A 26,396-nucleotide genomic window follows, 5' to 3' on the forward strand; every position below is an offset into this window, starting at 1 on the left:
TTGTATGAAAGATATCCGCAAGACGATGGACGAGGGCGCCATGGCGCCGTTCCAGTGGCTGGCCGTGGCCATCTGCACCCTGCTCATCATGCTGGACGGCTTCGATGTGCTGGTGATGGCCTTCACCGCCTCGGCCGTCGCTGCCGAATGGAAGCTCAACGGGGCGCAGCTGGGCGTGCTGTTCAGCGCCGGTCTGATCGGCATGGCCCTGGGCTCGCTGTTCCTGGCGCCCATGGCCGACCGCCGTGGCCGGCAACCCATCATCGTGCTGTGCCTGGTGCTGGTGTCCGTGGGCATGCTGCTGTCTGCGGCAGCGCGCAGCCACGTCGAGCTGGCAGCCCTGCGCGCCATGACGGGCGTGGGCATTGGCGGCATGCTGGCCAGCGTGGGGGTGATCACCTCTGAGTATTCATCGAACAAATGGCGCAGCACGGCGATTGCGCTGCAGGCCACGGGCTATCCGATTGGCGCCACGCTGGGCGGACTCATGGCCGCCTGGCTGCTGACACACCATGGTTGGCGCTCGGTCTTTGTGTTCGGCGGCCTGGCCACGGCGCTGATGGTGCCCATCGTGCTGTGGCGCCTGCCGGAGTCGGTGGATTTCCTGATGGGCCGTCGCCCGGCGCGTGCGCTGGAAAAGCTCAACCGCCTGATGGCACTCATGGGGCACCCCGCCATGCTGCAGTTGCCCGCGCAAGCCGGCGGTGACGTCCAGCAGGGCAATACCGTGGCCGCCTTGTTCAAGAACGGCCTGGCGCGCCCCACGCTCATGCTCTGGGCCGGCTTCTTCCTGCTGATGTTCAGCGTCTACTTTTCCCTGAGCTGGACGCCCAAGCTGCTGGTGCAGGCCGGCCTGTCGGCACAGCAGGGCGTGACGGGCGGCGTGCTGCTCAACCTGGGCGGCATTGCCGGCGGCAGCCTGTTCGGCCTGCTGGCGGTCAAGGCCAAGCTGCGGCATCTGGCCATGGGCAGCCTGCTGCTGAATGCCTTGTTCACCGCGCTGTTCGGCCTGGCCTCGGCCAGCCTGGGCTGGGCGTTCGCCGCAGCGGTGGGCGTGGGCGTGTTCCTGTTCGCCTCCATGGCCGGGCTGTACGGGTTGGTGCCGGCCACCTATCCGGCCCAGGTGCGCGCCACCGGTATGGGCTGGGCCATAGGCATTGGGCGCATAGGCGCCATCGTGGCGCCCACCATGGCCGGCCTGCTGCTGGACGGTGGCTGGCAGCCTGCCTCGCTGTACTACGTCTTTGCCTTGCCGCTGATTGCCGCTGCGCTGGCCGTGTGGGCCACGGGCGCCGGCCGCACCCTGGCGCCGGGGGGTGGCGCGCTGCGAGCGCCTGGTGCTTGATCCTTGAACCCCTATCCGTAAGCACGCGCCCGAGCGCCCAAGCGCTCAAGCGCAGGAGAAACACTTCCATGGCATTGGACAAACCCTATCTCGACGTACCGGGAACCACGGTCTTCGACGCCGAGCAATCCCGCCAGGGCTACTGGCTCAACCAGTTCTGCATGTCGCTGATGAAGGCCGAGAACCGCGAGCGCTTTCGGGCCGACGAGCGCGCCTATCTGGGCGAATGGGCCATGACGGCCGAGCAAAGACAGGCCGTGCTGGACCGCGACCTGAACCGCTGCATTGCGCTGGGCGGAAACATCTACTTCCTCGTGAAGATCGGCGCCACCGACGGCGTCAGCGTGCAGAACATGGTCTCCACCATGAGCGGCATGAACGAGGAGGATTACCGCCAGATGATGCTGGGCGGCGGACGCAGCATCGAAGGAAACCGCTACCTGCATGAGCAGGAACGACAAGAAAAAGGCATCTGATGGCACGCATCACCGCATCCGTCTACACCTCGCATGTGCCCGCCATCGGCGCGGCCATGGACCTGGGCAAGGCGGGCGACCCCTATTGGCAGCCTTTGTTCAAGGGCTTCGAGCACTCGCGCCAATGGCTCAAGGACAACAGGCCCGACGTGATCTTCCTGGTCTACAACGACCACGCGACCGCGTTCAGCCTGGACTTCATCCCGACGTTTGCCATCGGCACGGCCGCTGAATACCAGCCCGCCGACGAAGGCTGGGGCCCTCGCCCCGTGCCCAAGGTCGTCGGCCATCCGGAGCTGGCCAGCCACATTGCGCAGTCGGTGATACAGCAGGACTTCGACCTGACCATCGTCAACAAGATGGACGTGGACCACGGCCTGACCGTGCCGCTGTCGCTGATGTGCGGCCAGCAGGACGCACGCACGGGCGCCTGGCCCTGCCCGGTGATTCCGTTTGCCGTCAACGTGGTGCAGTACCCCGTGCCGTCGGGCCAGCGCTGCTTCAACCTGGGCCGTGCCATCCGCCGCGCCGTGGAGAGCTTCGACGAAGACCTGAACGTGCAGATCTGGGGCACGGGCGGCATGAGCCACCAGCTGCAGGGCGCGCGCGCAGGCCTGATCAACAAGGAGTGGGACAACCGCTTCCTGGACCTGCTGATCGAGAACCCGGCCGGCCTGGCCAAGATGCCGCATATCGACTACGTGCGCGAGGCCGGCTCCGAAGGCATCGAGCTGGTGATGTGGCTGATCGCGCGCGGCGCCATGGCCGATGTGGATGGCCCCGCGCCGCTGCCCAAGGTCAACCATCGCTTCTACCATGTGCCCGCGTCCAATACGGCCGTCGGACACCTCATCCTGGAGAACGCAGCATGAGCCGGCCTTGCGTGGTACTTCTGCCGGGCCTGCTGTGCGACGAGACGGTCTGGCACGAGCAGCAGGCGGCCCTGTCCTTTGCCGGTGTTGCCGAGTGCATTGTTCCGTCCTATGGCGCGGCGGCCACCATCGAAGACATGGCGCGCCTTGTGCTGGACTGCGTGGCGGCCGAGCGGTTTTCGCTGGCGGGCCATTCCATGGGCGGGCGCGTGGCCCTGGTCATTGCCGGCATGGCGCCCCAGCGCGTGGAACGGCTGGCCTTGCTGGACACCGGCATGGACCCCATCGCCCAGGGTGAAGCCGGCGAGAGCGAGCGCGCCAAGCGCATGGCGCTCCTGCAGATCGCCCGGCACAGCGGCATGCGCGAGATGGGCCTGCAATGGGCGCGCGGCATGGTGCATCCCGACCGGCTTGACACGCCACTGTTTGGCGAGGTGCTCGACATGGTGGCGCGCTTCACGCCCGAGGTGTTTGCTGCGCAGATCAATGCCTTGCTGAACCGCCCCGACGCGTGCGATGTGCTCCGGCAACTGCGCTGCCCGACCCTGCTGGCCTGCGGTCGCCAGGATGCCTGGAGCCCGCTGTCACGCCATGAGCGCATGCAGGCCCTGTGCCCGGGCGCCGAGCTGGTGGTGATCGAGGACAGCGGCCACATGAGCACCATGGAGCAGCCGCAGCAGGTGTCGCGGGCACTGCTCGACTGGATGGGGCGCTGAGCGAGCGCTGCGCTCAGGCTAGGCTGGCGGATCGCCCACGGCCCGCCGGCAGGCCTGCATGAACAGCTCCAGGTCCTGCGATGCCGTGCTCAGCGCACGCGTGGCCAGCCCGATGCGCCTGCGTGTGGAAGGCAGGTCCACGGGCACGATGGACAACTGCCCGCCGTGGTCATCCTGCAGGGCCTGTCCGCGCGAGGCCAGGGCCAGCCGGCCCGTCTGCAGCACAAAGGCCAGCGTCATGGTCGGGCTGCTGGCGCGCAGGCTGGCGCGCGGCGGCTCCAGGCCCTGGCTGAGGAACAGCTGGACCATGGCGCGGTCGGCCGGCGTGCCGGGCAGGGGCGACACCCAGGGCCATTGCAGCAAATCCTCCAGAACCAGCTGGCCGCGGTCCAGGCAGGCATGGCCGGCCGGTGCCACCACCACCAGGTCATCGTCGAACAGGTGCAACTGGCGTACCTCATCGGAGGGCATGTCGGCGCGCAGAGCGCCGGCGATGGCGTCGATGTCGGCGCTCAGCAGGTGCTGCACCAGGCTCTCGTAGGTGCCGTCCACGATGCTGACCTCGATGTCCGGGTGGCTGGCGGCCAGGCTGTCGACCGCGCGCGGCAGGAAGATTCCCACCGACAGCGGCAGCACGCCGACCACCACGCGCCCCCGGATCTCGCCGCGCCAGGCGGAAATATCGCTGTCCATGCCGCGCACCTCGGCCAGGGCCAGCTTGACACGGCGCAGCAGCGCTTCGCCGGACGGCGTCAGCCGCGTGCCGAAGGCCAGCTTGTAGAACAGCTGCATGCCCAGACTGGTTTCCAGCCCCTGCAGCGCCGCATGCACGGCGGGCTGCGTCAGGCCCAGCCACTGCGCGGCCAGGGATTCGCTGCCGCAGTCGGCAATGGCCATGAGGGCGCGCAGCTGGCCCGCAGGCACGGTCTCGGCAAAACGCTCGGGCAGGGGAGGGCGCCTGGCCGCCAGCGTGGCGGCGGCCTGGGCGTCGGCCGCGCCGCTGCCCAGATGCTGGAGCATGGCCTCGATGCGGCCGGCCAGCTGGCTGCCCAGCGGGGTCGGCATCATGCCGCGCGCCCCCCGCATGAACAGCGGCAGGCCACAGGCCTCTTCCAGTTGCAGCACCGAGCGCGCCACGGCCGGCTGAGAAAGATGCATAGCCTGGGCGGCCCGCGTGGTGCTGCCGTGGCGCACCACGCCCAGCATGGCGCGCATGGCCCGCAAATGGCCTGCCAACTCGGGAAAACGCGAAGGATTGCTGGTGGCCGGGCCGGTCCAGGGGGCAAGGTAAAGGTTCATGGAAAGGCGCTGAACGGCACGTTGGAAAACCCTGTTTTGATTGTCCCATAAGAAAAACGCATTGATGGCCGGGGCTCCGGCATTGGCCGGATCGATGCCGGCGTGGAATGCTTGGGGCCTGGATCAAGACAGCCCATCGCAGGCGGCGAATTCCGGGGAGACAAGAAACATGAACCATGAAATCGACCGGCTGCTGGCCCGCCAGGCCTGCTTGGACCTGGTGCTGCGCGCTGCTGCCTTTGCGGATGCCGGTGATGCCCAGGCCCTGGCGCAGCTGTTTGCCGAAGACGGCCAGCTGCAACGGCCCGGCGGCGAGGTGCTCGGCGGGCGCACGGCCATCGCCGCCGCGTACTCCCAGCGTCCTGCGGGCCGCATGACCCGGCATCTGGTCACCAACACGCTGGTGGAACTGCAAGGCCCGGACCGCGCCAGCGCGCGCAGCCAGGTGCTGCTGTGGTCCTGCAACGAGGCCGATGCCATCACGCCGCACGGCCGCCCGGCCCAACCGCGCCAGCTCGTTGGCGAGTTCGATGACACCTTTGGCCGCAGTCCTGAAGGCCATTGGCTGATCACGCGCCGCGTGGCGCGCTTCGTCATGTACCGGGACCTCCCGGGCGCCTGAAGAGCAGGGCGCCCAGCCGCTTTCCCGCTCCATTTCCCCGCACCCGCCACTGCAGCCCTATCCAAGGCGCAGCGTTGCGGCGTGCCGATTCCACGACGACAACGACAGGAGACACAAGCATGAAGCGCACTCTCAAGAGCATTCCCCAACCCCCAGCCAGGTGCCCACTGCGGGCTTGTCTGGCCTGTCTGGCTTCGCTCGCCGCGCTGGCGGCTGCCGACGGCGCCCAGGCCCAGGCCGGCGCATCCGTGACGCTGTACGGCCATCTGGACACCGGCATCGAGCACCTGACGAATGTGCAAGGCGGCGGATCGCTGACGCGCATGCCCGGCCTCACGGGAACGGCACCGTCGCGCTGGGGGCTGCGCGGCAGCGAGGATCTGGGCGGCGGCCTGAGCGCCGTCTTTGCTCTGGAGTCAGGCTTTGGTCCGGATGCCGGCACCTTCAACCAGGGCGGGCGGGGTTTCGGGCGCCAGGCCTGGGTGGGGCTGTCCGGAGGCTGGGGCAGCGTCTCGCTGGGGCGCAACTACACCATGCTGTACTGGGCGCTGTTCGATGCCGACCTGCTGGGTCCCAACGCCTTCGGTCTGAGCAGCCTGGACAGCTACATCCCCAACACGCGCACCGACAACTCCCTGGCCTACCGGGGGCGCTTCGGCGCCTGGAGCCTGGGTGCGGCCTACAGCCTGGGACGCGATTCCGTCAACGCCGGCCCCAGCCCGGCCGGCACCAACTGCGCCGGCGAATCGGCCACGGACAGGCAGGCCTGCCGCCAGTGGTCCGCCATGCTGAAGTACGACACCGCGCCCTGGGGCTTTGCGCTGGCCGTGGACGAGATGCGCGGCGGCGCCGGCGCATTTGCAGGCCTGACGCGCTCGGACCTGAAGGACCGCCGCATCATGCTCAACGGCTATGCCGCGCTGTCACCCACCATCAAGCTGGGCGCCGGTCTCATGCGCCGCGACAACGACGCGGCCCAGGCGGCCTCGGCCAGCAACGGCGCCACGCCGCGCAGCACCCTGGCCTGGGGCGGCCTGTCCTGGTCCCCCAGCGCCGCCGTCGTGGTCGATGGCCAGCTGCAGCAACTGCGCTATGCCCAGGGCGGCGACCGCTCCACCCTGCTGGCCCTGCGCGCCACCTACAGGTTCTCCAAGCGCACGGCGGTCTATGCCCAGGCCGCGCGCATTGACAACGGACAGCGCCTGGCCATCTCGGTCAGCTCGGCCGCAGCCGGCGGCAGCCCGCTGGCGGGCGCATCGCAGACTGGCCTGATGCTGGGCCTGCGCCACTCGTTCTGAAACCGAAGGCCAGGCCGGCCGCATCCAATGCGACGCCTGGAGCGTGTGATCACCAGCGCGAAGAGCCGACGCGGGCACTTGAAAGTGCACACCACGCTCTAGATCTGTACAGCGCGGCCGATGAACTGAATGGGCCCTGTCGGGCGTCCGCTCGGGGAGCCGCCTTCTGGCTCCAGGGTGAGCTCGAAAAGCTGATTCGGCTGCAGAGGCGGCAACTGGTCTACCGGCACTTCGATGGCTTCGCCCGGTTTGACCAGACCCAGGGACACCGGCGCCTTCCAGCCGTCGGCCTTGGTCCAGAACTGCAGGGATTTTTCCGCCGGAATGGCATCCTTGCCCAGTGGCAAAAGGCGCAGACGGCCTTCAGACTGGGCCTGGACCACCCACCCGGGGGCCTGATTCTGCGGCGCTGCCAGCACGACGAAATAGCGCGGGGCAGCCGGCGGTGATGCCTCTCGCACAACCAGCACAGCCGCGAGCAGTGCTGCAGCTGCAAAGCCGCCACCCGCCAAGCCGCGCCAAAGGGCGAGGCTATCCCAGTGCCACCAGGCACCACGCTGTGCGCGGACCGCTGGCCGGGCCGGCTTGACGCTGGCCGCGATGCGCTGCCACAGCGATGCCGAGGGCTCGATGGGGGGAGTCAGCTGAACCAGCGGCAGGAGCCGTTGCTCCCACGCCTGCACGGCCGTGCGCAACGCAGGCTCGTAGGGCAGACGGGATTCGATGGAGCGGCGCTGGGCTGCATTGAGGGTGCCCAATACGTACTCGCCGGCCTGCATCTGGAGATCGTCCGGGGAGCCGCCATCCGTCGACTCTGAGGGATTGGGGTGGGTGTCGCCGCTCATTGCATGCACTCTCTCAGGGCACGCAGTCCGCGTTGAACCCAGGCCTTGACCGTACCAAGCGGCGCGTGCACACGCGCCGCAATTTCGCTGTGGCTGCAGCCGTCCACGTAGGCGTGCAACAGGCAGGCGCGGCGCTCGGGCTCCAGCCGGTCGAGGCAATCGCCAAGACGACCCAGCGTCGCCTGCCGCTCCCATTCACTGCCGCCTTCCTTCCATGCCGAAAGTGCGGCCTGGGCGTCATGCGCTTCATGGGCCGTTTCATCCAGCACGGTTTCGCGTGCGCCATCCCGTACACGGTTGAGGGCAGCGTGCCGCACCACGCTGTAGATCCACCCTCGACCACTTCCGCGATTGCCGTCGAAGGTGGATGAGCGGTTCCAGATGGAGACAAACGCATCGTGAAGCACGTCTTCCGCAGCGGCGCGATCGCGGACGATGCGCAGTGCCACGCCGAGGAGAAAGCGCGCCTCGGCCTCATAAATCCGCTGCAAAGCATCGCGTTCGCCGCGTGCACATGCATGCAATGCTGCGTCATGGTCGAAAGCTTCGTTGTTCTGGGAGGCAGCGGGCGGCACGAAATGGAGCGAAGGGGGCGTTGCGGGAAATCCTTCGTCCAGTGTATCCGCGCCGCTGCCGGCTCTTACATGGGCTTCCAGAAGATGTAGTCGGCCTGGTACTTCACGGTGGTCTTCTGGCCCTTGTTGGCAGCCATGCAGGGCTTGTCAGCCGGCGCCACTCCGCCCTGGAGCGCCACGCGCTGGATGTAGCTCACACCCTCCAGCGCACCGCTGCCCATGGCTGGGTTTGCCTTCACCAGCTGGTAAGGCAGATTGCCTGCGCCGGACGGCGCCACAGCCAGCTGGGTGGCGGTGAGTTTGGAGCCGTCGTTGGCCTCCCAGGTTGCAGGGGGGCCGTAGTAGCGGCCCACTTGTTTGCCCATGCGGTCCTTCAGCACAGCATCGGGTCCCACAAAGACCCATTCCGTCTGGCCAGGCGCGTTGGCCTTGTCGCGGCACTCGTAGGTGATGTCACCGCTGCCCACGGTTTCCCACGCGACCTTGTTCCCTGCTGGAACCTGGATGGGGGCGGGCAGCGATGCCTGGGAGAAAGTGCTGGCCGGCTTGTGCATCGAGCCACAGGCAGCGAGCAGGGCCGCTGTGGCTACAGCGAAAGAAACGGCGGCAGTGCGGGATGCGGAACGAGAGGTCAACATTGCAATTCTCCAAACGGTTTTGTGAAGGGGACTGGAGCAGCGCATCTTTTGGGCTGCTGCTGGTACTACCCGCCATCGCATCGTTTGGATGCACCCCATGCAAAAATATTTTCGAGAAATGCCGGCGCCAGACTCCATCAGACTGCGGTTGGTGACATTCTTGACCTGCAGCACCCGGGCCACCTCTCCCGAGGCGCGCTGCTCCCAGTACGATCTCAAAGATGGGCGAGCATGTCCTTTGACGGAACGAAGAAGGCAATGCCTGTCACCGCCGCCGAGAAGTCAAGGATGCGGTCGTGGAGCGGGGGCGGGCTTCCGATGAACATCCGTTCGAGCATCTGCTCGATCACCCAAAGGTGCCTGGAGTAACCGATGAAATAGGTTCCGTACTCCTTGAGTGCAGGCCTCGCGAAGGGCATGTTGTCTCGCAGGATGTCGTGCTCGACGCCGTCCTGCGTGATGGTGCACAGCGTCTTGTGTGACTTCTGTTCCGCCTCCGAGGCATCGGGAAGCTCGGTGTTGGTGAACTTCTTTCGTCCAATGATCTGCTCCTGGGCTTCCGTGCTCAGGCTTTTCCATGCCGGGAGGTCGTGGAGGTACTTCTGTACGACGACATAGCTTCCGCCCGCATGTTCAGGATCTTCCTCGCCCACTATCGTTGAGGCCGGCAGCGCCAGGCCGACCGGATTCGCCGTGCCATCGACAAAATCCAGCAGGTCGCGTCCGTCGAAGTACCGGAATCCGGCGACCTCATCCATGGCCGCGACTGTCCCTTCCAGGGCCTCCAGGAGCATCTGCTCGAACGCCACGATGAGATCCATGGACCTGGCGCGGATGTGGAACAGCAGGTCCCCCGAAGTAGAGACTGCCACATGGGTGGCGCCCCGGATTTCGCGGAATGGATGGAGCTCGGCCGGAAGCGGGGTACCGACGAGCGGACCCCACACATCGGCACCGATGCCCACGTTGCAGGTAAAGGTCCCGGTCACATCCCGGACAAGGACGTTCTTGATCAGGCCGTCCAGATCGCCGAGCACGGATCGCACGGTGGAGAGGGACGCTGCGTCTCTTGCAACGGTAAGGACCAGGAAGGATGCGGCGATCGACAGCGCTGCATCAATTTGCTGGGGCTCGGCCTGGCGCGGGATCGTGGGTGTGGTCATTGGAAGTACCGGCAGATGGACGAAATGGGCGTCAGGGATGGCGCATTATCTGGCCCAACCGGAGCAGCCGGCCCAACCGGCCCAACCGGCCCAACCGGCCCAACCGGCACCAGGAGCAACATCACGGACGGTTTCGCGTTTGGCCTGCTCGCTTCGCTGGGCTATGTCGAGTAACGTCTGCATGGTCGCCCTCTGCGCTAGCAGAACTTCGCCAGCCACGACGGTCAGCCATTGCCGAAGTAGTTCAGTTACCGTCGGTGAACTTAGCCTTCACGTCTTACGTGACTGAGCGGGTCAAGCACGAGCACTTATAACCAGCGCTTCAAGATCAAGTAGAAATGACCTGATTTGTGACTCGTTCTCGGGTAGGCATAGAAACTTCACCGCGTCTTCCGGGGATTTCCCAATGAGCGGGATACGCAAAAACAGATGTTCAAGAAAATTGCTGCTTACGGTCGAAAGTACCAGCCTCAGCGAAGCCAACATATCGTCACCTCGGTGCGATGCATGTACCAAGGCAATCGGCTTGCCGATCACTTCGACGCGTGAAACCAACCAGTCGATTGCATTCTTGAGGCCGCCGGGAATTGCACGGATGTATTCGGGGCTCGAGATGATGATGCAATCGTGTGCGCAGACAATTTCCAGGAATTCACGCACGGCCATGGGCGTTCTCTCCCCTTGCGCATCCGGCGAGAAAACGGGTAATGCCTGGAGACCATGAAAAACTGAGACATCAATGCCCAGCGGCGCCAGGTTTTTCATGGTTTGCAACAACGTCGTATTCGTGGATGCTTCGCGCGTACTGCCTGAAATAGCCAGGATTTTCATGAAGTCCTCTTTGCTTGCCAAGCATCGGCCATGCCGGGCCGGCGTCCGGACCATGGCAGGCAGGCGCACAGCGCAATCAGGCCCAGCACCAATACCGCGCCTCCAAGCACGCCGAGGCCCGTACCGAAGGCCGCGCTCACGCCCATCGCCACCAGCGCTGCGCTGCCGATCTGACAGAACCCGACCAGCCCCGATGCAGTGGCCGCATGCCCGTGTTCGCTGGCGATGGCCCCGGACACGCCCAGCGACAGCGACGAGCCATTGGAGAGACTGACCAGGCACATCGGCAGCACCACGGCTGCCGCGCCCTGCAGCCCCGATTCCACCACGGCCGCGAATGCCACGCCGCCAAGCACGAAGCACACGACGCCGGCAAAGAGGATGCGGTCGTAGGGCCAGCGATCAAGCAGCTGCCTGGCAAGCAGGTTCGCGCCGATGATGCCCGCCGTCAGCGGCAGGTACAGCCAGCCGCTTTGTTCCTCGCTCAGCCCTTGGCGCGCAAAAAGAAACGGCGACTGGGTCAGGTAGACGAACCAGGCGCAATAGATCGCGCAGACCACCAGCGTATAGCGGCGAAAAATCCGGTCCCGCAGAACATGACTGAAGCCAGCAAAGGGCGCGGTGCGGGTACGGGCGGCAGAGGGAAGCGTTTCCGGCAGCCACTTCATCACCATCAGCAGGGCCACGACGCCAAACGCAGCGACGAACAGGAAGTCAGACCGCCAGCCGAAAGCCGCAGCCAGGTGCCCGCCGATGGCAGGCGCCAGGGCGGGCGACAGCGACACCAGCGGGTAGATCACCGCATAGACCTTGGCAGAGGTACGTTTGTCGCAGGTGTCGGCGATCAGTGCCCGGCCCACGACCAGGCCCGCAGCCGCGCCGACCGCTTGCAGCATGCGCCACGCCAGGAAACCGTTGTAGCTGGCGGAGATGGCGCAGCCGACCGAGCCGACGATGTAGAGAGCGATGCCAGCCAGCAGCACGGGCTTGCGGCCATTGCGATCCGACAGCGGGCCGTAGGCCAGCTGGGCAATTGCCAGTGCCAGCAGGTAGAACGAGACGGTCTGCGGCATCTGCCAGTCGGCAACGCCAAACTCCGTGGCCATGCCCGGCATGGCGGGCAGATAGACGTCCGACGCGATCAGGCCGAAGGCACTGAGCATGGCGACGGTCAAGGTGAAAGATAAGCGAGGCATGGCAGTTCCTGGCAGCCAGGCGAACGGGCTGCGCGTCAAGGGTTCAGAAGGGATGAGCGCCATGCTACGGAGCTGCCTTCAATGTGAAAATGCACAAAATAGCAGCCTGTAGCTGCATATTTGCAGTACGAGCAATGGGGCAGCGATGAATTGGGATGACGTGCGGATATTCCTGGCAATCCACCGTGCAGGCACCCTGCGTGGGGCGGCTCAGCAACTGGCCATCGACCAGACCACGGTGGGCCGGCGCCTGGCCGGGCTGGAGCGGTCGCTGGGCAGCCGGCTGTTCCTGCGCACCACGGGCGGCCTGGTGCTGGCCGGAACCGGCCAGGAAGTGCTGCGCATGGCCGAAGACATGGAGCGCATGGCCGTCTCCTTCGAGCGCCGCGGCGAAGGTGCCGATGCGCGCGTGGCCGGGGAGGTGCGTGTGACCACCACCGACGCCTTGGCGGTGGATTTCGTGGTTCCCGCCCTCGAACACCTGCGTGCCCGCCATCCCGAGGTGCGGGTGATCCTGAGCACCACGAGGCGCCAGCTCGATCTAGCGCGACGGGAAGCCGACATTGCTGTCCGCACCCTGCGGCCGGAGCAACCGGACCTGATCGTTCGCCAACTCGGCTGCTGGGAAGTGGGCTTGTACGCTACCGAAGGCTATCTGGCAAAAAATGGGGAACCGCAGCCCGGAAAAGGCTTTGCAGACCACGACATCGCGCTCTACCAGGAGGGTGTGACCGGCCGGCAGGACGACACGCTGGCAGGTGAATCCAGGGCACAGGGTCGCATAGTTGCCGAACTGGATTCGAGCCTGATGCTTGCGACCTTCGTGCGCGCTGGCCTGGCCCTAGGCGAATTACCCGAATACGTGGCCCGACGCGACCCCACGCTGGTCAGGATATGGCCGCAGTGCCAGCGGGCCAAGCCCTACGAGGCGTGGTTGGTGTTGCACCAGGACCTGGCGCGCACGGCCAGGGTGCGTGTCGTAGTGGAGTCGATCACCGCGGCTTTCGGCGATTGAAAGGCAGACATGTGCAAGCCACATATTTGATTTGGGTGGCGACGGCCGAGAGGCGATAAGGACGAGCAGCGTTTCATCTTCGAACAATGAACTGAGCTGCGGGCAGTTCAGATGTGAGCACCGAGGTGAGTGCTACGACCTTGGTCGTGGCCAAGCGCTTGGCGGATTCGGTGCGCGAATGGATCAAGCGCAATGAGTCCGATGAGGCTGTACCAGGGGACTCGAAGAACGATCGGCTATTCGACACCTGGCAAGTATCCGGCGCCCATGCAAGGCAGATTGGTCCTGCGGCAAAAACGCAAGGATGAGGCCGGTGAGGGCGGTGCCTCACAGCAGGCCGTGCAGCTGCAGATTCCTGCGGCAGGTGCCAGTGCTCGCGCGCCTGCAGCTGCTCCCAAGGCGCTCAGCAAGCAGGAATTGAAGCTTGCGGCAGTCATGCGTGAACCGGCATTCAGGGCGCCACCTGGTACGGCAAAGCGGCCTGCGGCGAAATCCGAACGCGGAACCGGCGATGCGACCGAAGAAAGGCCCACGGCCGCCGAAGCCGGCGCGGGCCAGGGAGGAGGGCGGTGCGATGCGCGAGCAATCATCGGAAGCTGCCGCAGGCCTGGACGAGGCCCCGGCTTCGCCAGAGCCTCCAGCACCGCCTACCGCCCAAATTCTTTCATACGAAACTGCCGCAATACCCACTGAGGCGGCCATGACACGCACGCCTGTATCCGCGGCAACGAAGCGCCATATGAGCGTAGCTGCGGAGTTTCGGAGCTTGAGCGACGAACTCGATGACTTGCCACCGGTCGTGGTGCGTTCCAGGACGGAGCCGCAGGCTTCACGCGCGGATGAGCCCCAGCCGGTGCTGCTCTTGCAGCAACGACTCAAGATCGAAGGCCAGGAAAGGCCTGCCCACGAGCCCAGCGAGTTGGCGTTTGACTTCATGCGGTGGGTACAGCAGGGCTTGGTCGATCGTGCGTGGTTCTGGTGGAGCCTGGTCTGGAGTGGCTTGCGCAATCCTCATCAGGTGTTCTGAAAGCCTAGCGCTGGAGTCAACGAAGAAACTTCTGAACATAACGTCCGCATAGTTGGTGAATGCTACCGATATGAGTCGCTTTAAAGCGCACTTTTCTGGCCGTCATTTGATTGATACGATGTATATTCTCTAACAAGTTGTAACGAATTTTGGCGACTTGTTGGGAGTAGATAGGGTGTTTTAACGGCATTTACAGACGATTTCTTGTTGTTTGGTTCAACCATTCAACGAGGTATCTATGCTCACAATCACCGTGGTCTCCACCAAAGGCGGAGTCGGTAAAACCACACTTGCTGCCAACCTGGGCGGCCTCCTTCACGACCTGGGCCTCAGTGTTCTGCTCATTGACGCAGACATCCAGCCGTCGCTTTCTCGCTATTACGAGCTCAGCCACCAAGCTGAAAAAGGCCTCACCGAATTCGTGAGGTCGGGCGTGCTCACTGCCGACTGCATCTCTCATTGCAAGCTGAGCCCGGCAGGCTACCTCGGCAAGCCGGTCATCAGCCCCGCCTCCAACGCCAAGTTGCACCTTGTCCAGTCGGACACTAGGGATGGCGTACTCCAGGACTGGATGGCCACCCGCAACCCCATGGACATGCTCTTGCGGCTTAACCGGCCATTGCAGCATGCTGACGTGACGCACGCATATGACGTGGTGATCATCGACACCCAGGGCGCTGTAGGGCACTTGCAGGACGCTGCCGTGATGGCTGCAGACCTGCTGCTGGTGCCTGTGTCTCCAGACGTGGTTTCCGCCCGTGAATTTCTTCATGGAACCGCAGCGCTGATCGAGCGACACGAATGCGTTGCCAACTTCGGCATGAAGATGCCACCCATGAAAGCCGTGCTCAGTCGTTCGGAGAAAACGAACGATTGCCGCGTGATGACGGAGATCATTCGCGAGAACTTCATCACGATGCGCGGCCGAGTCAATATGCTGAACACGGCTGTGCCATCAACGGTGGCATACAGAAAAGCTGCAACCGCTCAAGTTCCTGTGCACTGGATCGACAGCATTAAAGCCGCTGAAACGATGCATGAACTGCTTTGGGAGCTCATCCCAAGCGTTGCGGAAATGTACGCGCCTAATCACAAGAGCTTCGTTAATTACGCTGCTTAATCCTCCTTATTAACCAGGAGGTTATATGCGTACACCCGTAACGCTGAATGCAGCGCAGCGCGCTGCAGATTTGCAGCGAACTCATCCGTCAGAAACAGGCGTCAACGCAAAAGCCGATTTGCGGACTGCACAGCCAGAAGAGAAACCAAAGAGCATGAACGATTCCGCCACAAAACCGAATAAGCAAGCGCAGCAACTGGAAGCGGCGCGCAAGGCGCTTGCTGCAACCACTGCAATCCCTCGCAACGCGACAGCAGGTGTTGATCCACTTGGAGAAGTGGACGGTGCGGTCTCAACCCTTGATCCAGACGATATCGAGATCTACAAACACAACCCGCGAACTCGCCCTAACCCGAAAAGGGAAGAAATCAAGGCGAGCATGATTGCCGAAGGTCGTATCACAAATACGATCATGGTTACGCGTCGTTCGCCTGCTGAAAAGTATTTTCCATATGGCGGCGGCAATACGCGAGTGTCCATAGCTCAAGAACTCAAGCGTGAAGGCGATACACGCTTTGACAAGCTTACTGTCATCACTCGTCAGTGGCCAGGTGAAGCTGCTGTTATTTCCGCCCATCTTAGCGAGAATGACAATCGCGGCGATATTTCATTCTGGGAGCGCGCCAAAGGTGTTGCTTCGTATAAGTCAAAGTTTGAGGAGGAGAATGGTTGCGCTCTTTCCTCGACAGAGCTTAATAAAGCACTGAAAAAACAAGGGCTTAACTACGGCATTCGTATGATCCAAAATTTTGCATTTGCCGTTGAGCACATGCATTTCGTCGGCAATTGGCTTCGCACCGATGAAGTCAATAACGTATTGAAGCCGCTTATCAGCGGAATATACGAAATTGCTGAAAAATTCGATAAATCGAAGGAGGCACGAGTTGCACTTGAGGAGATTTTCCTCATGCATGGCCAAGATCTCGAAAGCCTGGAAGCCTCCAATGTAGCCAAGGACCCGGCTGAACGCAAGGAAGTAGTTGTCGATTTGCAAAGTCTGGTTCTTGATTTGCAAACCGTTGGCGCGAAAGCCATTGGCATAGAGATTGATAATCTTCCAGCGGCTGTTTCTGCATTGGTGGCCAATCCCAAAATCACAGTGGAGGAGCTCGCCAGCGTGAAAGCTGCTGCCCCCGATGCGAAACCTAGTGGGCAACAAGCACCGTTGGGCGGAATGCTGGGCGCTGTGGGGGGCAGGGCCACCAATCAACAGACCGCAGCTTCACGCAAGTCCAGTCAAGTCAAGCCTGCAAATTCCGATGCAGATACATTGGCCAGCTTTGCCAAGCGACTTTCTGAGGATATTCTCGCGCTGAATTCAGTTGTACCTATATCTGATTTTATCGTCGTAGAGAGTCAGATGCCTTTGGGATTCATTGTTGATTTCCCCAATGATGTTCAGATGGTCGGCGGCCAAACACTTGATGAGGAAAAACAAGACCTGCGCACTGCTCTTTGGTCAGTCCTGGCAGTGTTCACGGGTCAATTCAATCAAGAGCTTGCTAGCCTGTGCACCAAAGATACCCGTTGGAGCCAAGCATTGAAAACTAGCGAAGCTGAAATGCGAGAGGTATGCGCTGCTGCTGGTCTCGCGTTCAAATCAGGCGTTTTATATACGCATTCTCTGCATTTTGCTCGGCTTTTGGGTTCTCCGGTAATCGGGACTCCATTTGTAAAGTTTCTAGGAACAGTTTCTGAGTTTTTTGCTGCCTATCCAGCAAAAGCGCAGATTCCTTATAAACCTTTGTTTTCCTAATTTTTGGTGTGTGCAATGACAAGTCGAAGCGTTCCTGTTGATATTCGTGGTAACGAGAAGTTCAATTTTATTGTTCTGACGGAAGTTATTCGCGTGATTGAAACAGAGGCTGGACTCGATCAGTTGTTGCTGCTAGGACTGACTCCGGAGCTAATTGATACGCTCCGGACTCGCCAAACGCGCGATCTGATGGATCTGGCATCGCGGATGCGAAGTATACGTATAACTTTAGCTGTGAATGAGATTGCTGGACATTTGGATGGAATTGATCGTCAGCGTCGTGATGATGAAATGTGTGAGTATTTTGTTCGCAACGGTGCAACAAGATCGCTGGTCACAAGATTATTTAAGCGTTCCTCCGACGAAGTTCGGAGATTGCGCGATTTGCTGGGTGGTGCCAGTGTTGGGAGAACAAAGCTCCCAAAAGAACACGATGTTGTTGACCATATTCATATCGTTTGGCACGAAATAAGGCGTAATGCCGGCCCCGCTGAGAATTTGAGGGACTGGCTATTTGCGCTTCATCAGAAATTTCCAGACTACTCTATAGATTCACTTCATACGTGCGTGAAGGAATATGAAAGCTTCTATGGGAGTGACGATTCCAATACAAGCCAAAAAGCACTAGGTAACCACTGATTCAGTATGACGGACGAAAACTATATCCAATCCGCAATGCTTCTTGACCTGGTCGGTCAGGCGCCTATAACAATTAATCGTGCATTTGTTGATCTGACCGGGAATGTTCTCGCTGCTCTCTGGCTGTCCTATGCAGTTGAGAAGGGTTTGGATAGGGACAATGGACCCTCCTTTGTCCTGGAGCTTTCCGCTAGTGATGTGGAAAAGGATACGGGCATAACGCGTGCTCAGCAGCAGACATGCCGCCGCACCCTGGCCGCAATGGGTCTGCTGACAGAAGAGGGCGGCAAGGGCCGCACGCTCATGTATCGCGTGCATCTCGACCGGCTCATGGAGCAGCTGCAGAAGCAGGCACAGCCCCTTGCTGCCGCCATGGCCAAAGGTGATCTGGGGATTGAGCTTGCGGCAGCCGACATGCCTGCAAGCCGGGACTGAGTAGGAGTCACTCAGTGCGTCTTCAACCACTGCTTGCTGAGCATGCACCCATGGCGGGTGGCAATGACTCCGGTGCAGTCGAAAGCTCCGGGCCTATTGCCCAACAAATCATCCTTCATCTCGAAGACCGCGGCTTCGTGCCCTTTCACCCCGCTCTCTCCGAAAGGTTTGGGCACAAGGCAGCCATCTTTGTTGGAATGGCTTTGTACTGGACACGCCATAGCCTGCGCAACCATCCACAACGCGGTGGATGGTTCCACATGTCCATAGCGCAGTGGCAAACCTCGATAGGTCTGACCAGGACTGAGCAAGCCACTGTGCGCTCCGAGTTGATGGAGGCCGGGGTTCTCGAAGAACAGCTGATCGGTCGCCCCAGCGTGCTGAACTACCGCATCAACGTCAAAGCTCTCACCGCAGCGCTGGGAGGCACAAAGCACGGGCCATCAAAGCCCAGCCTGGATGCGGTCGCATCCTGGATGCGAAGCTGCCGTGTCTATTACAAGCCCCTGGCCGACATCGCCAGCAACATCGCCGCAGGCCTCTACCTCTCATACCTTCTTCAATGCCATCGCGATCAGTTGCGGTCTGGCCAGCTGGACAACGGCTGTATTTCTGCCCCTCAACTCGACATCAGCGAATCCCTGGCACTTGGAACGAAGGTGCAGCGAAACGCCCGTGACCGCTTGAAAAAAGCCGGTCTCATCCAGGAGTGCGGCCCAGGTGGCTCGCTTGTCCGGCTCAACTTTGAAGCGTTGTTGCTGTGCTTGCGTGGCCAGGCCATCAAGCCTCTGAAGAAATCGGCGCGTACTGCGGACTTGGGTGCTGGCACCACGACACCCACGACCAGCGAGGCCCCAGACGCCTCCAACGCATTGCCTAAGCGTCCAGCTGTGTCTGGGCTTGGTCTGGACTTGTCTGGTCTAGGGATCGGTCTGCAGCAACTCACCCTGACTCTTGAAGGAGTTACATCGACTCGACCTCCTGAGCCGAAGCGTTCACGGGATTTGCTCCTTCACTTCCTGGAGGACAGCTTCCCTGCACCTGTCGGAAATCGACAGGTTGGCAAGGTGACCTATGACTCCGAAAGGCCGCTGGAATCATCCGTAAAACGTAATAGCGACAGTGACTTACGTGATCTTCCGAGCCCCCTTGATCGAGTGCATGCACCACCTCAGAAAAATGCCGTTTCCTGCATCCTTGGGTCTTCCGAATCTGCCGTTTCCTGCAACGAAACTTTCCAAAGTTCTGCCCAATCCTGCAGGCTCGATTTGCCGTTTCCTGCACTCTATATACAAGACGATTTTTCAATAACTACTACTACAACAGAGGTTGCTCAAGAACTTGAAGGTAGTAGTAGTGGTCTTGAGTTTGCTCCTGAAGAAGTAGAAGTCGGTCTGCAGGAGGGAAAAGCCCCGCTTGTGTTCCCTATCGCCCTGTCACCCTCCCAACGCGAAGCTGTTGAGGGCGTCATACGCGGACTGGCTTTTCCTGATCAGCAAGAACTGCTGGATGAGTTGCACGGACAAATGACGCGCGGCAAAGAGATTCGCAGCCCTGCTGGCTGGCTGCACGGAATCATTTCGAAGAAGTCCAAAGGGCAACCCGTGGCCTTCGTCTATGCAGCTCAAGTTGCGCAAGCTCGCATGGAAACAATGACGCGCGAGAAATTTGAGGAACTTGGAGAGAGGCTTGGGCAGCCGGCGGAGCCAAATCAGCGGTTTGTGCAGGACATCGAGATGAACGAGGTGTTTTCAAAACTGACGCCGGGCGTGGTTTACGTCATTCGTTCTACGGGTTCGCTTGTGCAGATTGACGTTTCTTCAAACGTGCTGCGCATCAAAAAGGCGGATCAGCGAGCGTGGTTTGTCTGGCTAAACGCTGGCCCTGTTGTTCGTGCCTTGCGAGAGAACGATCTTTTCCCAGCCGAGGAATGAATTGATGAACTCGATTTCAATTCAAGTCAACGATCTAAAGGCTGGCTTGGCATCTCTTCAGTTTGCCCGCGTAAACCGTTTCGGGTCACCACGCATGGCGTGCCGAGTCCGTCAAATTGGATTACCGCGCACGGCGTGCCGAGTCCGTCAAATTGGAGTACCGCGCACGGCGTGCCGAGTCCGCCAAATTGGTGCACCGCGCATGACGTACCGAGATGAGCATGAATTTTGTTATCTAGAAAGCTATACCTAATTTAATGATAGGAGATATTTGATGAATGCTAGTTCGCTGTTCGTTCAATTGGTGCAACGATTTCATAACTACGAGGTCGCAGCGGTACTTTGGGTCCTTTTGAAAGAAGAGGCAGATGTCAAAGAATTTGGAATGACGGCCGGCAAAATGGCTGAAGAGCACCTTTGTCGAACAGTCTCTGAAAGCACAGTGCGACGAGCAATCGATCGTTTGGCGGGTGCAGGATTCATATCTGTTCGTGTGCACAAAAACACAAAGACACTCGTATCCGTAGACCGGGAAGCTGTTCTGAATTTTCTTCGTGATCCATTACCAGCGCGACTGCCCGCGATCAGCAAAAAAGAGTTCGAGTTTTTAAATGCTTGGGCAGCAGACGAGGCAGGTTAGGCTAATGATGAATGTGGAATTCATTTTTTGGTGCTTATGTTTAGCTGTGTTGCTGCTTCTTGAGTTCCTGATCATCAAGTGACTTATGAATTAGCTGGACTTGCTACCCTGACCACGGGGTCAAATTTTTGGAACAACACTAACTGGGAGAAGAAGATGGCGACAAATCAAGGTAAACAAGAGACTAAGCGCGGCAATGGTATTGAAGCCATTGACCTGCAGAGCATTTTGGGTGCGGCAAGAATGAATTTCGAGAAGGAAGCGGGCTCACCTTTCGCGGATGGTTATTCCATCCAAGGTGAAGAAAAGGTGTTGGCTGAATTCATCGCATCCGGCGCTTCTGAGAGTGATCCTCGATTCGATCGGTATGTCGAACTGCTCGACCGCCGTGAACGCTTGTCTCAAATGAAGGCAGAGCATCACGAACGCAGAGGGGCGGACCCGTTGGTGCCCATCTCGGATGCTCAAGCCATAGATGATCTGGGCATGCTGATCGATGATGGTGTTGACCAGATGACGATCCATACCATCGAAGCACTGCGGATGTTTTATGGCCGTGCCCGTGAACCCGGCTCGAAAGTGGCTCCCATCATCGGTGGTCGGCGAATCGCGGCCTCACTTCGGAACTTGTGGCTGCTGACGGCCAACAACAATCCCTATGCCGATTGGGCGCTGGTGCGGTACGAGCGAGGCCTGCAGGAGGTGCAAGAGCATCTGCGCGGGGCAATCCAGCACTGCGAGGAGAGTATGGATCAACAGCGCAAGCTGGGGCTCATCTACACGGTTGCAGCCTCTTCGAAGCCCGTCAATGTGAATCTCGGATTCAAGAGTCCATATGGCTACGACATCTCGACACTGATCGTTCAATACGACTACTTCGTCCGCTTGCAAAAGACGCTGAACCGCAAGAGCCTGCAAAGTGATTCGCAAATGCGAGAGTCCCTGAGCATTGCCTCCCGGGCAATCCTGAAAGTGTTCTATGACACGGCGCGCTTTTCACGGTGGTTGTCTCGCAGTGAGATGGCTGATCTCAACCGCGCAGACTGGGTCGGTGCAGACGAGCATGCACGTAAGCGCATTGAGTTTGCCATGCAAGTCTTCGGTCCTGTACCAGCAGTGATTTACAAGGTCGAAGTTGCACCTTCGCATTCGCGTCGTCGCTATTCGCTCTCTGATGCGGAGCGTGCAGTCTTGCAGCAGGTCGGCGCGCAACTGGAGGCCGATGAGCAGGCTCAGCGTCATGACGAGACTGAGTCTGCTAATGAGGCTCCAGCAGAGCCAACGAGCAGCACAGAAACTGTGTGATTTGAATATCGGGGGTATTGGTATGAAAGGGGATGGTGTGAAAGGGCAGGTGTTGAAAGGGCAATCCCAGCATGCCGGCGATGAACGTATCGTCAATCATGTGGTTTGGGCAAGGCATACCGCAGTGAATCAAGACTGTCAAAATCAGGTTGACGTAAAGGCCCTTACGGGTAGGGGCGGACTCGCCGCCCTGCGCCAAGGTGTTGCCAGTCTTGATGAGGTGGCTGAGAAGATGCGGCGCCTTTCGGAGCAGTCCAAGACTGTTAAGGGCGTCGGAGCATATCTCGTGGTTCATCAGCGCAGTTCCCGTGGCTCTGTGTTTCTGCGCTGGCGTCAGCGGCTGGGCGCAAACCGGCATCTGAGTTGGGAAGAGCTCGAAGAGATTGCTTCAAATCTGCCTGGTGATCTTCGCGCTTGGTGTATTCGCGCATCTAGGGAGGCCCAACTACTCAACGAAGAGCACCTTCAACTGCGCTCAAAAATCAAGATTGCGCGAAGGGCTTTGGAGGTTTCTGAGCCCCATCTTTACCCTCGTTCTAGTTTTTCTTCTTAATCGAGTTGCCTGGCAGTGGTGCAGCCGGGCAATTCTCTAGCACGCACTATTGGAGCTTTAAATGCAGAATATTTTTATCGGTAAGGGAAACCTGGCCCAGTCGCCCGACCTGCGCGTTATTGCCGGAACTAATGGCGATTTCGAAGTTGCGAATATGCGCATTATGTTTGGCCGTTATGCGCGCAACAAAACCACGGGGGACGTTGAGCAAGTTGGGGGCTTCTGGCGGGAAGTGGAAATCTATGGGCAGAAAGCCCGGGATGCAGCGCGCCTACTGCGCAAGGGAAGTCGCGTCCTGGTCTTCGGAGAAGAGCGGGACTTCATGGCCAAGGATGGGTCAACGGGCGCTGAGGTGCAGGTCATCAAGGTCGTTGCTGAAGACATCGCCCTCCAGTTGTCGCGTGTGAAGAGCATCGAATTTGAGACGGCTCGACGGCAAGCACCAGAGCCCGAAGGCGAGCAAGAAATGGCGCCCGCCGCTTGAGCGACCTTTTAAGGACTGTGTAGCAACTGAAGGAGAAAGCCTTGAAAAGTACGAGCCAACCGGCAAGCTGCGATGAGATATGCGTCCTGGACGACGGCCGTTTCTATGTCGTAGTTGTCAAGAGTGCGGGTCAGCGTGAAGAAGACGCTTCTGCTTTTCTGCTGATGCGCGAGACTAGGGGAGGAAAAGATCCATGCGTCGGCAGCGCGATACTTGAGCTCGATGGCGCTTGGAATACACGAATCACCGTCACATACGACGAAGTTTCCGAGTCAGATTCGGTTCATGTTGGCGATTTTGACAGCCGTGTTGAGGCCATCGTTTTAATGTGGCGCCGCCGTCACGAATCAAGCTATTTTCTGCACAATAAATAATATCTCCTAGTGACACATTTGCGACCGCCAGCCAATATATAAGCTGTCACAGGAGTAGGTGGTGAATTTAAATTGTTGCTGCAATTTCAATGGCAGACCATTGATTCAAGATGGCCGTTTGGTTGAGTCGAATTGGGATGATTATTGCAATGCCATATTCGAGAAGAATATTATTGAATATGGTGCATCGTTCGATCAATTTATCTTGATGGCATGTGAAGACTTTAATGATGCGATAGCTCTTCTCCCTTTTGCAGTACATCCTCAGGCAATAAAAATAGCCAAAAACTGGGGTTATGAATCTTCTGACATTAGGCATCTGAGAATAGATGAATTGAAGGGGCGGGGGCTGTACCCCATTGAAAAGCGTACCGCTTTTGACCAGGTGGAGTGGGTGGCCTAATGGTTGATCGTCCGATCAAACCTGTGCATATCGGCCCAGTCACCATCACGCCCCCGGACCTGCTTTTGCAGGCTGCCTTCGACGGGCTCAGGTTTGGCTTGCAGCTCACGCATGTGCCAGGCCTGAAACGGCCCTTGGCAGCCTACGATGCCTGGTGGTGTGCATCACGCCGCATGTGGATGCTGGATGTCAATGATCCCTCGCGCGTCGAGAAGATCCTGCAGCACGCCTTCGCCGGTCAGTTCGTGGACTTGGAGCGCATTGATGTGACGCTCCGGGCCGCTGCGGCGGCGCCCCAGCAGGACTACTTCACGCAGCTGCTCGACGTGCAGGTGTTCCCGCTTGCGAAGGGTGATCTCAGCCGAGGCCGGTACGCCGTCAGCTTCACATACGACCCGCTGTGCGTGCGTGCCATGCGCGCTCTGGGCGGCTACTTTCACAAGCATGCCTCTGCCTGGCAGGTCAGGGCCACACCACAGGAGATCCAAGACCGCCTGAAGTCGATTGCTGGGGTGGCGCCTGAGTTCGTATTTGTACATGAGCAGCCGGTTGTCATTGAGGAGCTGGCAAGCACTGGCAATCAAGGCTCTCCCATCAGCGTGCCGTCTGCGCCACCGCCCTCTGGTGGTGGACCAGGCACAGGCGAGGAGGAGGGCAGTGGCTTTCTCTCGACGGAGCGCTGCCATGTCGCGGATTTACCGTATGACGCTGTGGCCCTGGCCAGCATGGTCGCGTGCGGCACGCTGCGCGACTACCAGGCCGAGGGCGTGGTCCACATGTTGCGCCAGTCGGGCGCGTGCATGGGCGACGATATGGGCCTGGGCAAGAGCCGCCAGACTGTGGTTGCCTCGCGCATGGCCGCCGGCACCGGCCGGGTGCTGATCGTGTGCCCTGCATCGCTGCGGTTGAACTGGGAGCGCGAGATTCGCGTGATTTACCCGGACGCCCGAATCGGCATGGTGGGCGAGGATCGTATGGCCACTCTGCAGGGCTGCGATTGGGTGATCGGCAACTATGAACGCATGGGCGGCCTGGTGCGCGAAGCAGGGTTGGATTTCGCCGTGATGGCTGTTGACGAGGCCCACTACCTCAAGGAATACCAAAGCGGGCGCACGCGCAACGTCTTCCTGCTCGGCGCTCGCATCGAGCGCTGCTATGTGGTTACGGGCACGCCGCTGCTAAACCGGGAAGTCGAGATGCACACGCTGCTGCGCATCACTGGCCACGAGCTGGGACACTTGACGTTGGCCGACTTCCGAAAGCGCTTCGCCGGTGCGCCTGAGAAGCGTGCGGCCCTGGCCGAGGCGATCCAGGGCTGGATGATCCGCCGCAGCAAGTCGGTGCTCAAAGACTTGGGCAGCAAGGAGCGGCAGATGCGCTACCTGTCGCCGGCCGAGGGCTTGGATGCCTACAAAGAGATCTATGGGGACATGAGCCTGCAGGCGATGCCCAAGATCGTGCGGCTGCGCAAGGCCCTGGAGACTCTCAAGATCCCGTTCCTGGTCGAGACTGCAGAGGCACTGGGCGAGGACGACAAACTCATCATCTTCTGCGAGTACATGAGCACCGTGGAGGCGCTGAAACAGGCCCTGGAAGCGATGGGCATGCGCAGCGTCAGCCTGGTAGGCGCAGACAGTGCGAAGCGCCGCCAGGCCGCTGTAGATGCCTTCCAGACCGATGCTGGGATCAAGGTGTTCATCGGCACCACCATGGCGGCCGGCGTGGGCATCACGCTGACGGCCGCGAACATCGTGGCCTTCGCCTCCATGCCCTGGACCCCAGCGCTGATGCGCCAGGCGGAAGATCGGGCCTACCGCCTGGGACAGAAAAGGGATGTCCTGGTGCTGGTGCCGGTGATTCCTGAAACTATCGACGAAGGAGTTCTCGCTCTGCAGGAGAACAAACGCATGACCGAGGAGGAGGTCATTGAAGCAGCCAAAACGGCGCTGCCTCCAGCACAGCGGTCGATGGTTGTGGTGGTGCCACCTGAAGTAGTTGAGGAGGGGGCGGCTCTTTTGGTGTGAGGTGATGCTGCAAGGTGCTTCTGGCTCTGAAGATTGGCCAGCGTGGACGCGTCCCCATCACCACGTTGAGCGTGGCAACTTCCAGCTTAAAGATGGATAGACCAGGGCGAGGCAACTTAACGCAGATGCTGCGATGACGGCTACAGCGCCTGCAGCTTCTGTAAACTACTGCATTCCGCGCAACGGTCCGCCAAGCATTTAATAGGAAATCGCTATGCCAAAAGGAAGAAGTGATAACGCAGTTCGCGTTAAGTTCCCAGAGAAGTTTACGGTCTCGACGCCTAAAAATAACCTCAAGGGCAAGCTTTTTGAATGGGAGCCCGATGGAATCCACATTGAGTTCACGCCTGAAGCGGCAGAGATTCACTATATGGGTGAAAGGTCCGATGAATCAGGAATTAAATTTGAAATACCCGCTTCGCCCGAATTTCTGCGCACCCTTGCGAAAGAGTTGGATTCCAAAGCGACTGAGCTTGAAAAGCTACAAGAAGGTCGGAGTGGGCCTAAAAGATAAATCAAGTGGTGCAGCGCCCAAAGTAGATGAGCCCAGGGTAGGGATATGCCAACAACACCAAAATTTCTCACTGTGACAGTCGTTGAGGAAGTCAATTGCTCAACGCAAGACGTTGGAAAATGGAAGGTGCGTGTTGATGAAATCGTTGCGTATGCGTTGGTTCCGAGTTACAGCCGGAAAAGCGGCCACAACACTAGGATTGGCTTGCGCACCTCGGAAGGGGCACTTCGTCACATATACGTGAAAGTGCACGAAAGCACGATCTCCGATGCTATGGAAGCTACCACGGCCAGCTGA

General features: G+C 60.2%; 28 protein-coding genes. 21 read left to right on the plus strand and 7 right to left on the minus strand.

Features of this window, described 5'->3' with window-relative positions:
- Nucleotides 1-4: 4 nt before the first annotated feature.
- From A4F85_RS06545 to A4F85_RS06560, 4 genes are all read left to right on the plus strand, one after another.
- Complete coding sequence (locus A4F85_RS06545; protein ID WP_063326070.1) at nucleotides 5-1,345, plus strand: MFS transporter; 1,341 nt, start codon at nucleotides 5-7, stop codon at nucleotides 1,343-1,345.
- A 68-nt stretch (nucleotides 1,346-1,413) separates the two neighbouring features.
- The gene (gene ligA, locus A4F85_RS06550) at nucleotides 1,414-1,821 is read left to right on the plus strand and encodes a protocatechuate 4,5-dioxygenase subunit alpha (protein WP_013802391.1); all 408 of its coding nucleotides are present in this window, start codon (nucleotides 1,414-1,416) and stop codon (nucleotides 1,819-1,821) included.
- Nucleotides 1,821-2,693, plus strand: coding sequence for a class III extradiol dioxygenase subunit beta (locus A4F85_RS06555; protein ID WP_012205638.1), 873 nt, complete (start codon nucleotides 1,821-1,823; stop codon nucleotides 2,691-2,693). The genes ligA and A4F85_RS06555 overlap by 1 nt, the downstream gene beginning before the upstream one ends.
- Entirely contained in the window at nucleotides 2,690-3,409 is a 720-nt protein-coding gene (locus A4F85_RS06560; RefSeq protein WP_063326071.1) for an alpha/beta fold hydrolase, read from the plus strand. The genes A4F85_RS06555 and A4F85_RS06560 overlap by 4 nt, the downstream gene beginning before the upstream one ends.
- Before the next feature lie 18 nt (nucleotides 3,410-3,427).
- Here A4F85_RS06560 and A4F85_RS06565 read toward each other — a convergent pair whose 3' ends face one another.
- Nucleotides 3,428-4,708: a LysR family transcriptional regulator gene (locus tag A4F85_RS06565; protein WP_063326072.1), complete on the minus strand. Its 1,281-nt coding sequence runs from the start codon at nucleotides 4,706-4,708 to the stop codon at nucleotides 3,428-3,430.
- A 169-nt stretch (nucleotides 4,709-4,877) separates the two neighbouring features.
- Between A4F85_RS06565 and A4F85_RS06570 the strand changes: the two genes are divergently transcribed.
- Nucleotides 4,878-5,330, plus strand: coding sequence for a nuclear transport factor 2 family protein (locus A4F85_RS06570; protein WP_063326073.1), 453 nt, complete (start codon nucleotides 4,878-4,880; stop codon nucleotides 5,328-5,330).
- A 119-nt stretch (nucleotides 5,331-5,449) separates the two neighbouring features.
- Nucleotides 5,450-6,628, plus strand: coding sequence for a porin (locus A4F85_RS06575; RefSeq protein WP_063326074.1), 1,179 nt, complete (start codon nucleotides 5,450-5,452; stop codon nucleotides 6,626-6,628).
- Nucleotides 6,629-6,726: 98 nt separating this feature from the next.
- Here the strand turns inward: A4F85_RS06575 and A4F85_RS06580 are convergent, their stop codons facing one another.
- From A4F85_RS06580 to A4F85_RS06600, 6 genes are all read right to left on the minus strand, one after another.
- Nucleotides 6,727-7,473 carry an anti-sigma factor gene (locus tag A4F85_RS06580; RefSeq protein ID WP_063326075.1) on the minus strand — a complete coding sequence of 249 codons (747 nt, stop codon included), beginning with the start codon at nucleotides 7,471-7,473 and terminating at the stop codon, nucleotides 6,727-6,729.
- On the minus strand, nucleotides 7,470-8,048 hold the full coding sequence (locus A4F85_RS06585; RefSeq protein ID WP_063326076.1) for a sigma-70 family RNA polymerase sigma factor: 579 nt from the start codon (nucleotides 8,046-8,048) through the stop codon (nucleotides 7,470-7,472). Before A4F85_RS06585 ends, A4F85_RS06580 begins: the two co-directional genes overlap by 4 nt.
- Nucleotides 8,049-8,113: 65 nt before the next feature.
- Nucleotides 8,114-8,686 (minus strand): DUF3455 domain-containing protein, encoded by a 573-nt coding sequence (locus tag A4F85_RS06590; RefSeq protein ID WP_034393786.1) that lies wholly within the window; start codon nucleotides 8,684-8,686, stop codon nucleotides 8,114-8,116.
- 215 nt (nucleotides 8,687-8,901) lie between these two features.
- Entirely contained in the window at nucleotides 8,902-9,849 is a 948-nt protein-coding gene (locus A4F85_RS06595) for a Dyp-type peroxidase (RefSeq protein ID WP_013802400.1), read from the minus strand.
- Between the two features lie 294 nt (nucleotides 9,850-10,143).
- Nucleotides 10,144-10,680 (minus strand): NADPH-dependent FMN reductase, encoded by a 537-nt coding sequence (locus A4F85_RS29330; RefSeq protein WP_080736894.1) that lies wholly within the window; start codon nucleotides 10,678-10,680, stop codon nucleotides 10,144-10,146.
- Nucleotides 10,677-11,939, minus strand: a complete 1,263-nt coding sequence (locus tag A4F85_RS06600) for a multidrug effflux MFS transporter (RefSeq protein ID WP_224986315.1) — start codon at nucleotides 11,937-11,939, stop codon at nucleotides 10,677-10,679. The genes A4F85_RS29330 and A4F85_RS06600 overlap by 4 nt, the downstream gene beginning before the upstream one ends.
- A gap of 82 nt (nucleotides 11,940-12,021) precedes the next feature.
- Between A4F85_RS06600 and A4F85_RS06605 the strand changes: the two genes are divergently transcribed.
- From A4F85_RS06605 to A4F85_RS30365, 15 genes are all read left to right on the plus strand, one after another.
- Entirely contained in the window at nucleotides 12,022-12,891 is an 870-nt protein-coding gene (locus A4F85_RS06605) for a LysR family transcriptional regulator (protein WP_063326077.1), read from the plus strand.
- Between the two features lie 766 nt (nucleotides 12,892-13,657).
- Nucleotides 13,658-13,918, plus strand: coding sequence for a hypothetical protein (locus A4F85_RS06610; protein WP_156516954.1), 261 nt, complete (start codon nucleotides 13,658-13,660; stop codon nucleotides 13,916-13,918).
- Nucleotides 13,919-14,156: 238 nt separating this feature from the next.
- The gene (locus A4F85_RS06615) at nucleotides 14,157-15,038 is read left to right on the plus strand and encodes a ParA family protein (protein WP_063326079.1); all 882 of its coding nucleotides are present in this window, start codon (nucleotides 14,157-14,159) and stop codon (nucleotides 15,036-15,038) included.
- Between the two features lie 25 nt (nucleotides 15,039-15,063).
- On the plus strand, nucleotides 15,064-16,794 hold the full coding sequence (locus A4F85_RS30350; protein ID WP_156516955.1) for a hypothetical protein: 1,731 nt from the start codon (nucleotides 15,064-15,066) through the stop codon (nucleotides 16,792-16,794).
- Between the two features lie 15 nt (nucleotides 16,795-16,809).
- Nucleotides 16,810-17,433 (plus strand): STY4526/YPO1902 family pathogenicity island replication protein, encoded by a 624-nt coding sequence (locus tag A4F85_RS29335; protein WP_082848131.1) that lies wholly within the window; start codon nucleotides 16,810-16,812, stop codon nucleotides 17,431-17,433.
- A gap of 6 nt (nucleotides 17,434-17,439) precedes the next feature.
- Nucleotides 17,440-17,868 (plus strand): hypothetical protein, encoded by a 429-nt coding sequence (locus tag A4F85_RS06630; RefSeq protein WP_063326082.1) that lies wholly within the window; start codon nucleotides 17,440-17,442, stop codon nucleotides 17,866-17,868.
- A gap of 14 nt (nucleotides 17,869-17,882) precedes the next feature.
- Nucleotides 17,883-19,802 (plus strand): hypothetical protein, encoded by a 1,920-nt coding sequence (locus tag A4F85_RS30355; protein WP_156516956.1) that lies wholly within the window; start codon nucleotides 17,883-17,885, stop codon nucleotides 19,800-19,802.
- A gap of 274 nt (nucleotides 19,803-20,076) precedes the next feature.
- The gene (locus tag A4F85_RS29340; protein WP_082848132.1) at nucleotides 20,077-20,442 is read left to right on the plus strand and encodes a hypothetical protein; all 366 of its coding nucleotides are present in this window, start codon (nucleotides 20,077-20,079) and stop codon (nucleotides 20,440-20,442) included.
- A gap of 156 nt (nucleotides 20,443-20,598) precedes the next feature.
- Complete coding sequence (locus A4F85_RS06640) at nucleotides 20,599-21,747, plus strand: PFL_4669 family integrating conjugative element protein (RefSeq protein WP_063326084.1); 1,149 nt, start codon at nucleotides 20,599-20,601, stop codon at nucleotides 21,745-21,747.
- Complete coding sequence (locus A4F85_RS29345; RefSeq protein WP_231890464.1) at nucleotides 21,704-22,300, plus strand: hypothetical protein; 597 nt, start codon at nucleotides 21,704-21,706, stop codon at nucleotides 22,298-22,300. Before A4F85_RS06640 ends, A4F85_RS29345 begins: the two co-directional genes overlap by 44 nt.
- Before the next feature lie 61 nt (nucleotides 22,301-22,361).
- A complete protein-coding gene (locus A4F85_RS06645) occupies nucleotides 22,362-22,784 on the plus strand; it encodes a single-stranded DNA-binding protein (RefSeq protein WP_063326085.1) in 423 nt (140 codons plus the stop codon).
- 41 nt (nucleotides 22,785-22,825) lie between these two features.
- Entirely contained in the window at nucleotides 22,826-23,158 is a 333-nt protein-coding gene (locus tag A4F85_RS29350; protein WP_082848134.1) for a hypothetical protein, read from the plus strand.
- A gap of 61 nt (nucleotides 23,159-23,219) precedes the next feature.
- Complete coding sequence (locus A4F85_RS30360) at nucleotides 23,220-23,561, plus strand: hypothetical protein (RefSeq protein ID WP_156516957.1); 342 nt, start codon at nucleotides 23,220-23,222, stop codon at nucleotides 23,559-23,561.
- On the plus strand, nucleotides 23,561-25,585 hold the full coding sequence (locus A4F85_RS06650) for a DEAD/DEAH box helicase (protein ID WP_231890465.1): 2,025 nt from the start codon (nucleotides 23,561-23,563) through the stop codon (nucleotides 25,583-25,585). The genes A4F85_RS30360 and A4F85_RS06650 overlap by 1 nt, the downstream gene beginning before the upstream one ends.
- 214 nt (nucleotides 25,586-25,799) lie before the next feature.
- Nucleotides 25,800-26,099 carry a hypothetical protein gene (locus A4F85_RS30365; protein ID WP_156516958.1) on the plus strand — a complete coding sequence of 100 codons (300 nt, stop codon included), beginning with the start codon at nucleotides 25,800-25,802 and terminating at the stop codon, nucleotides 26,097-26,099.
- Nucleotides 26,100-26,396: the final 297 nt, after the last annotated feature.

The organism is Delftia sp. GW456-R20 (assembly GCF_001622915.1).
In the GTDB taxonomy this organism is placed as follows: domain Bacteria; phylum Pseudomonadota; class Gammaproteobacteria; order Burkholderiales; family Burkholderiaceae_C; genus Comamonas; species Comamonas acidovorans.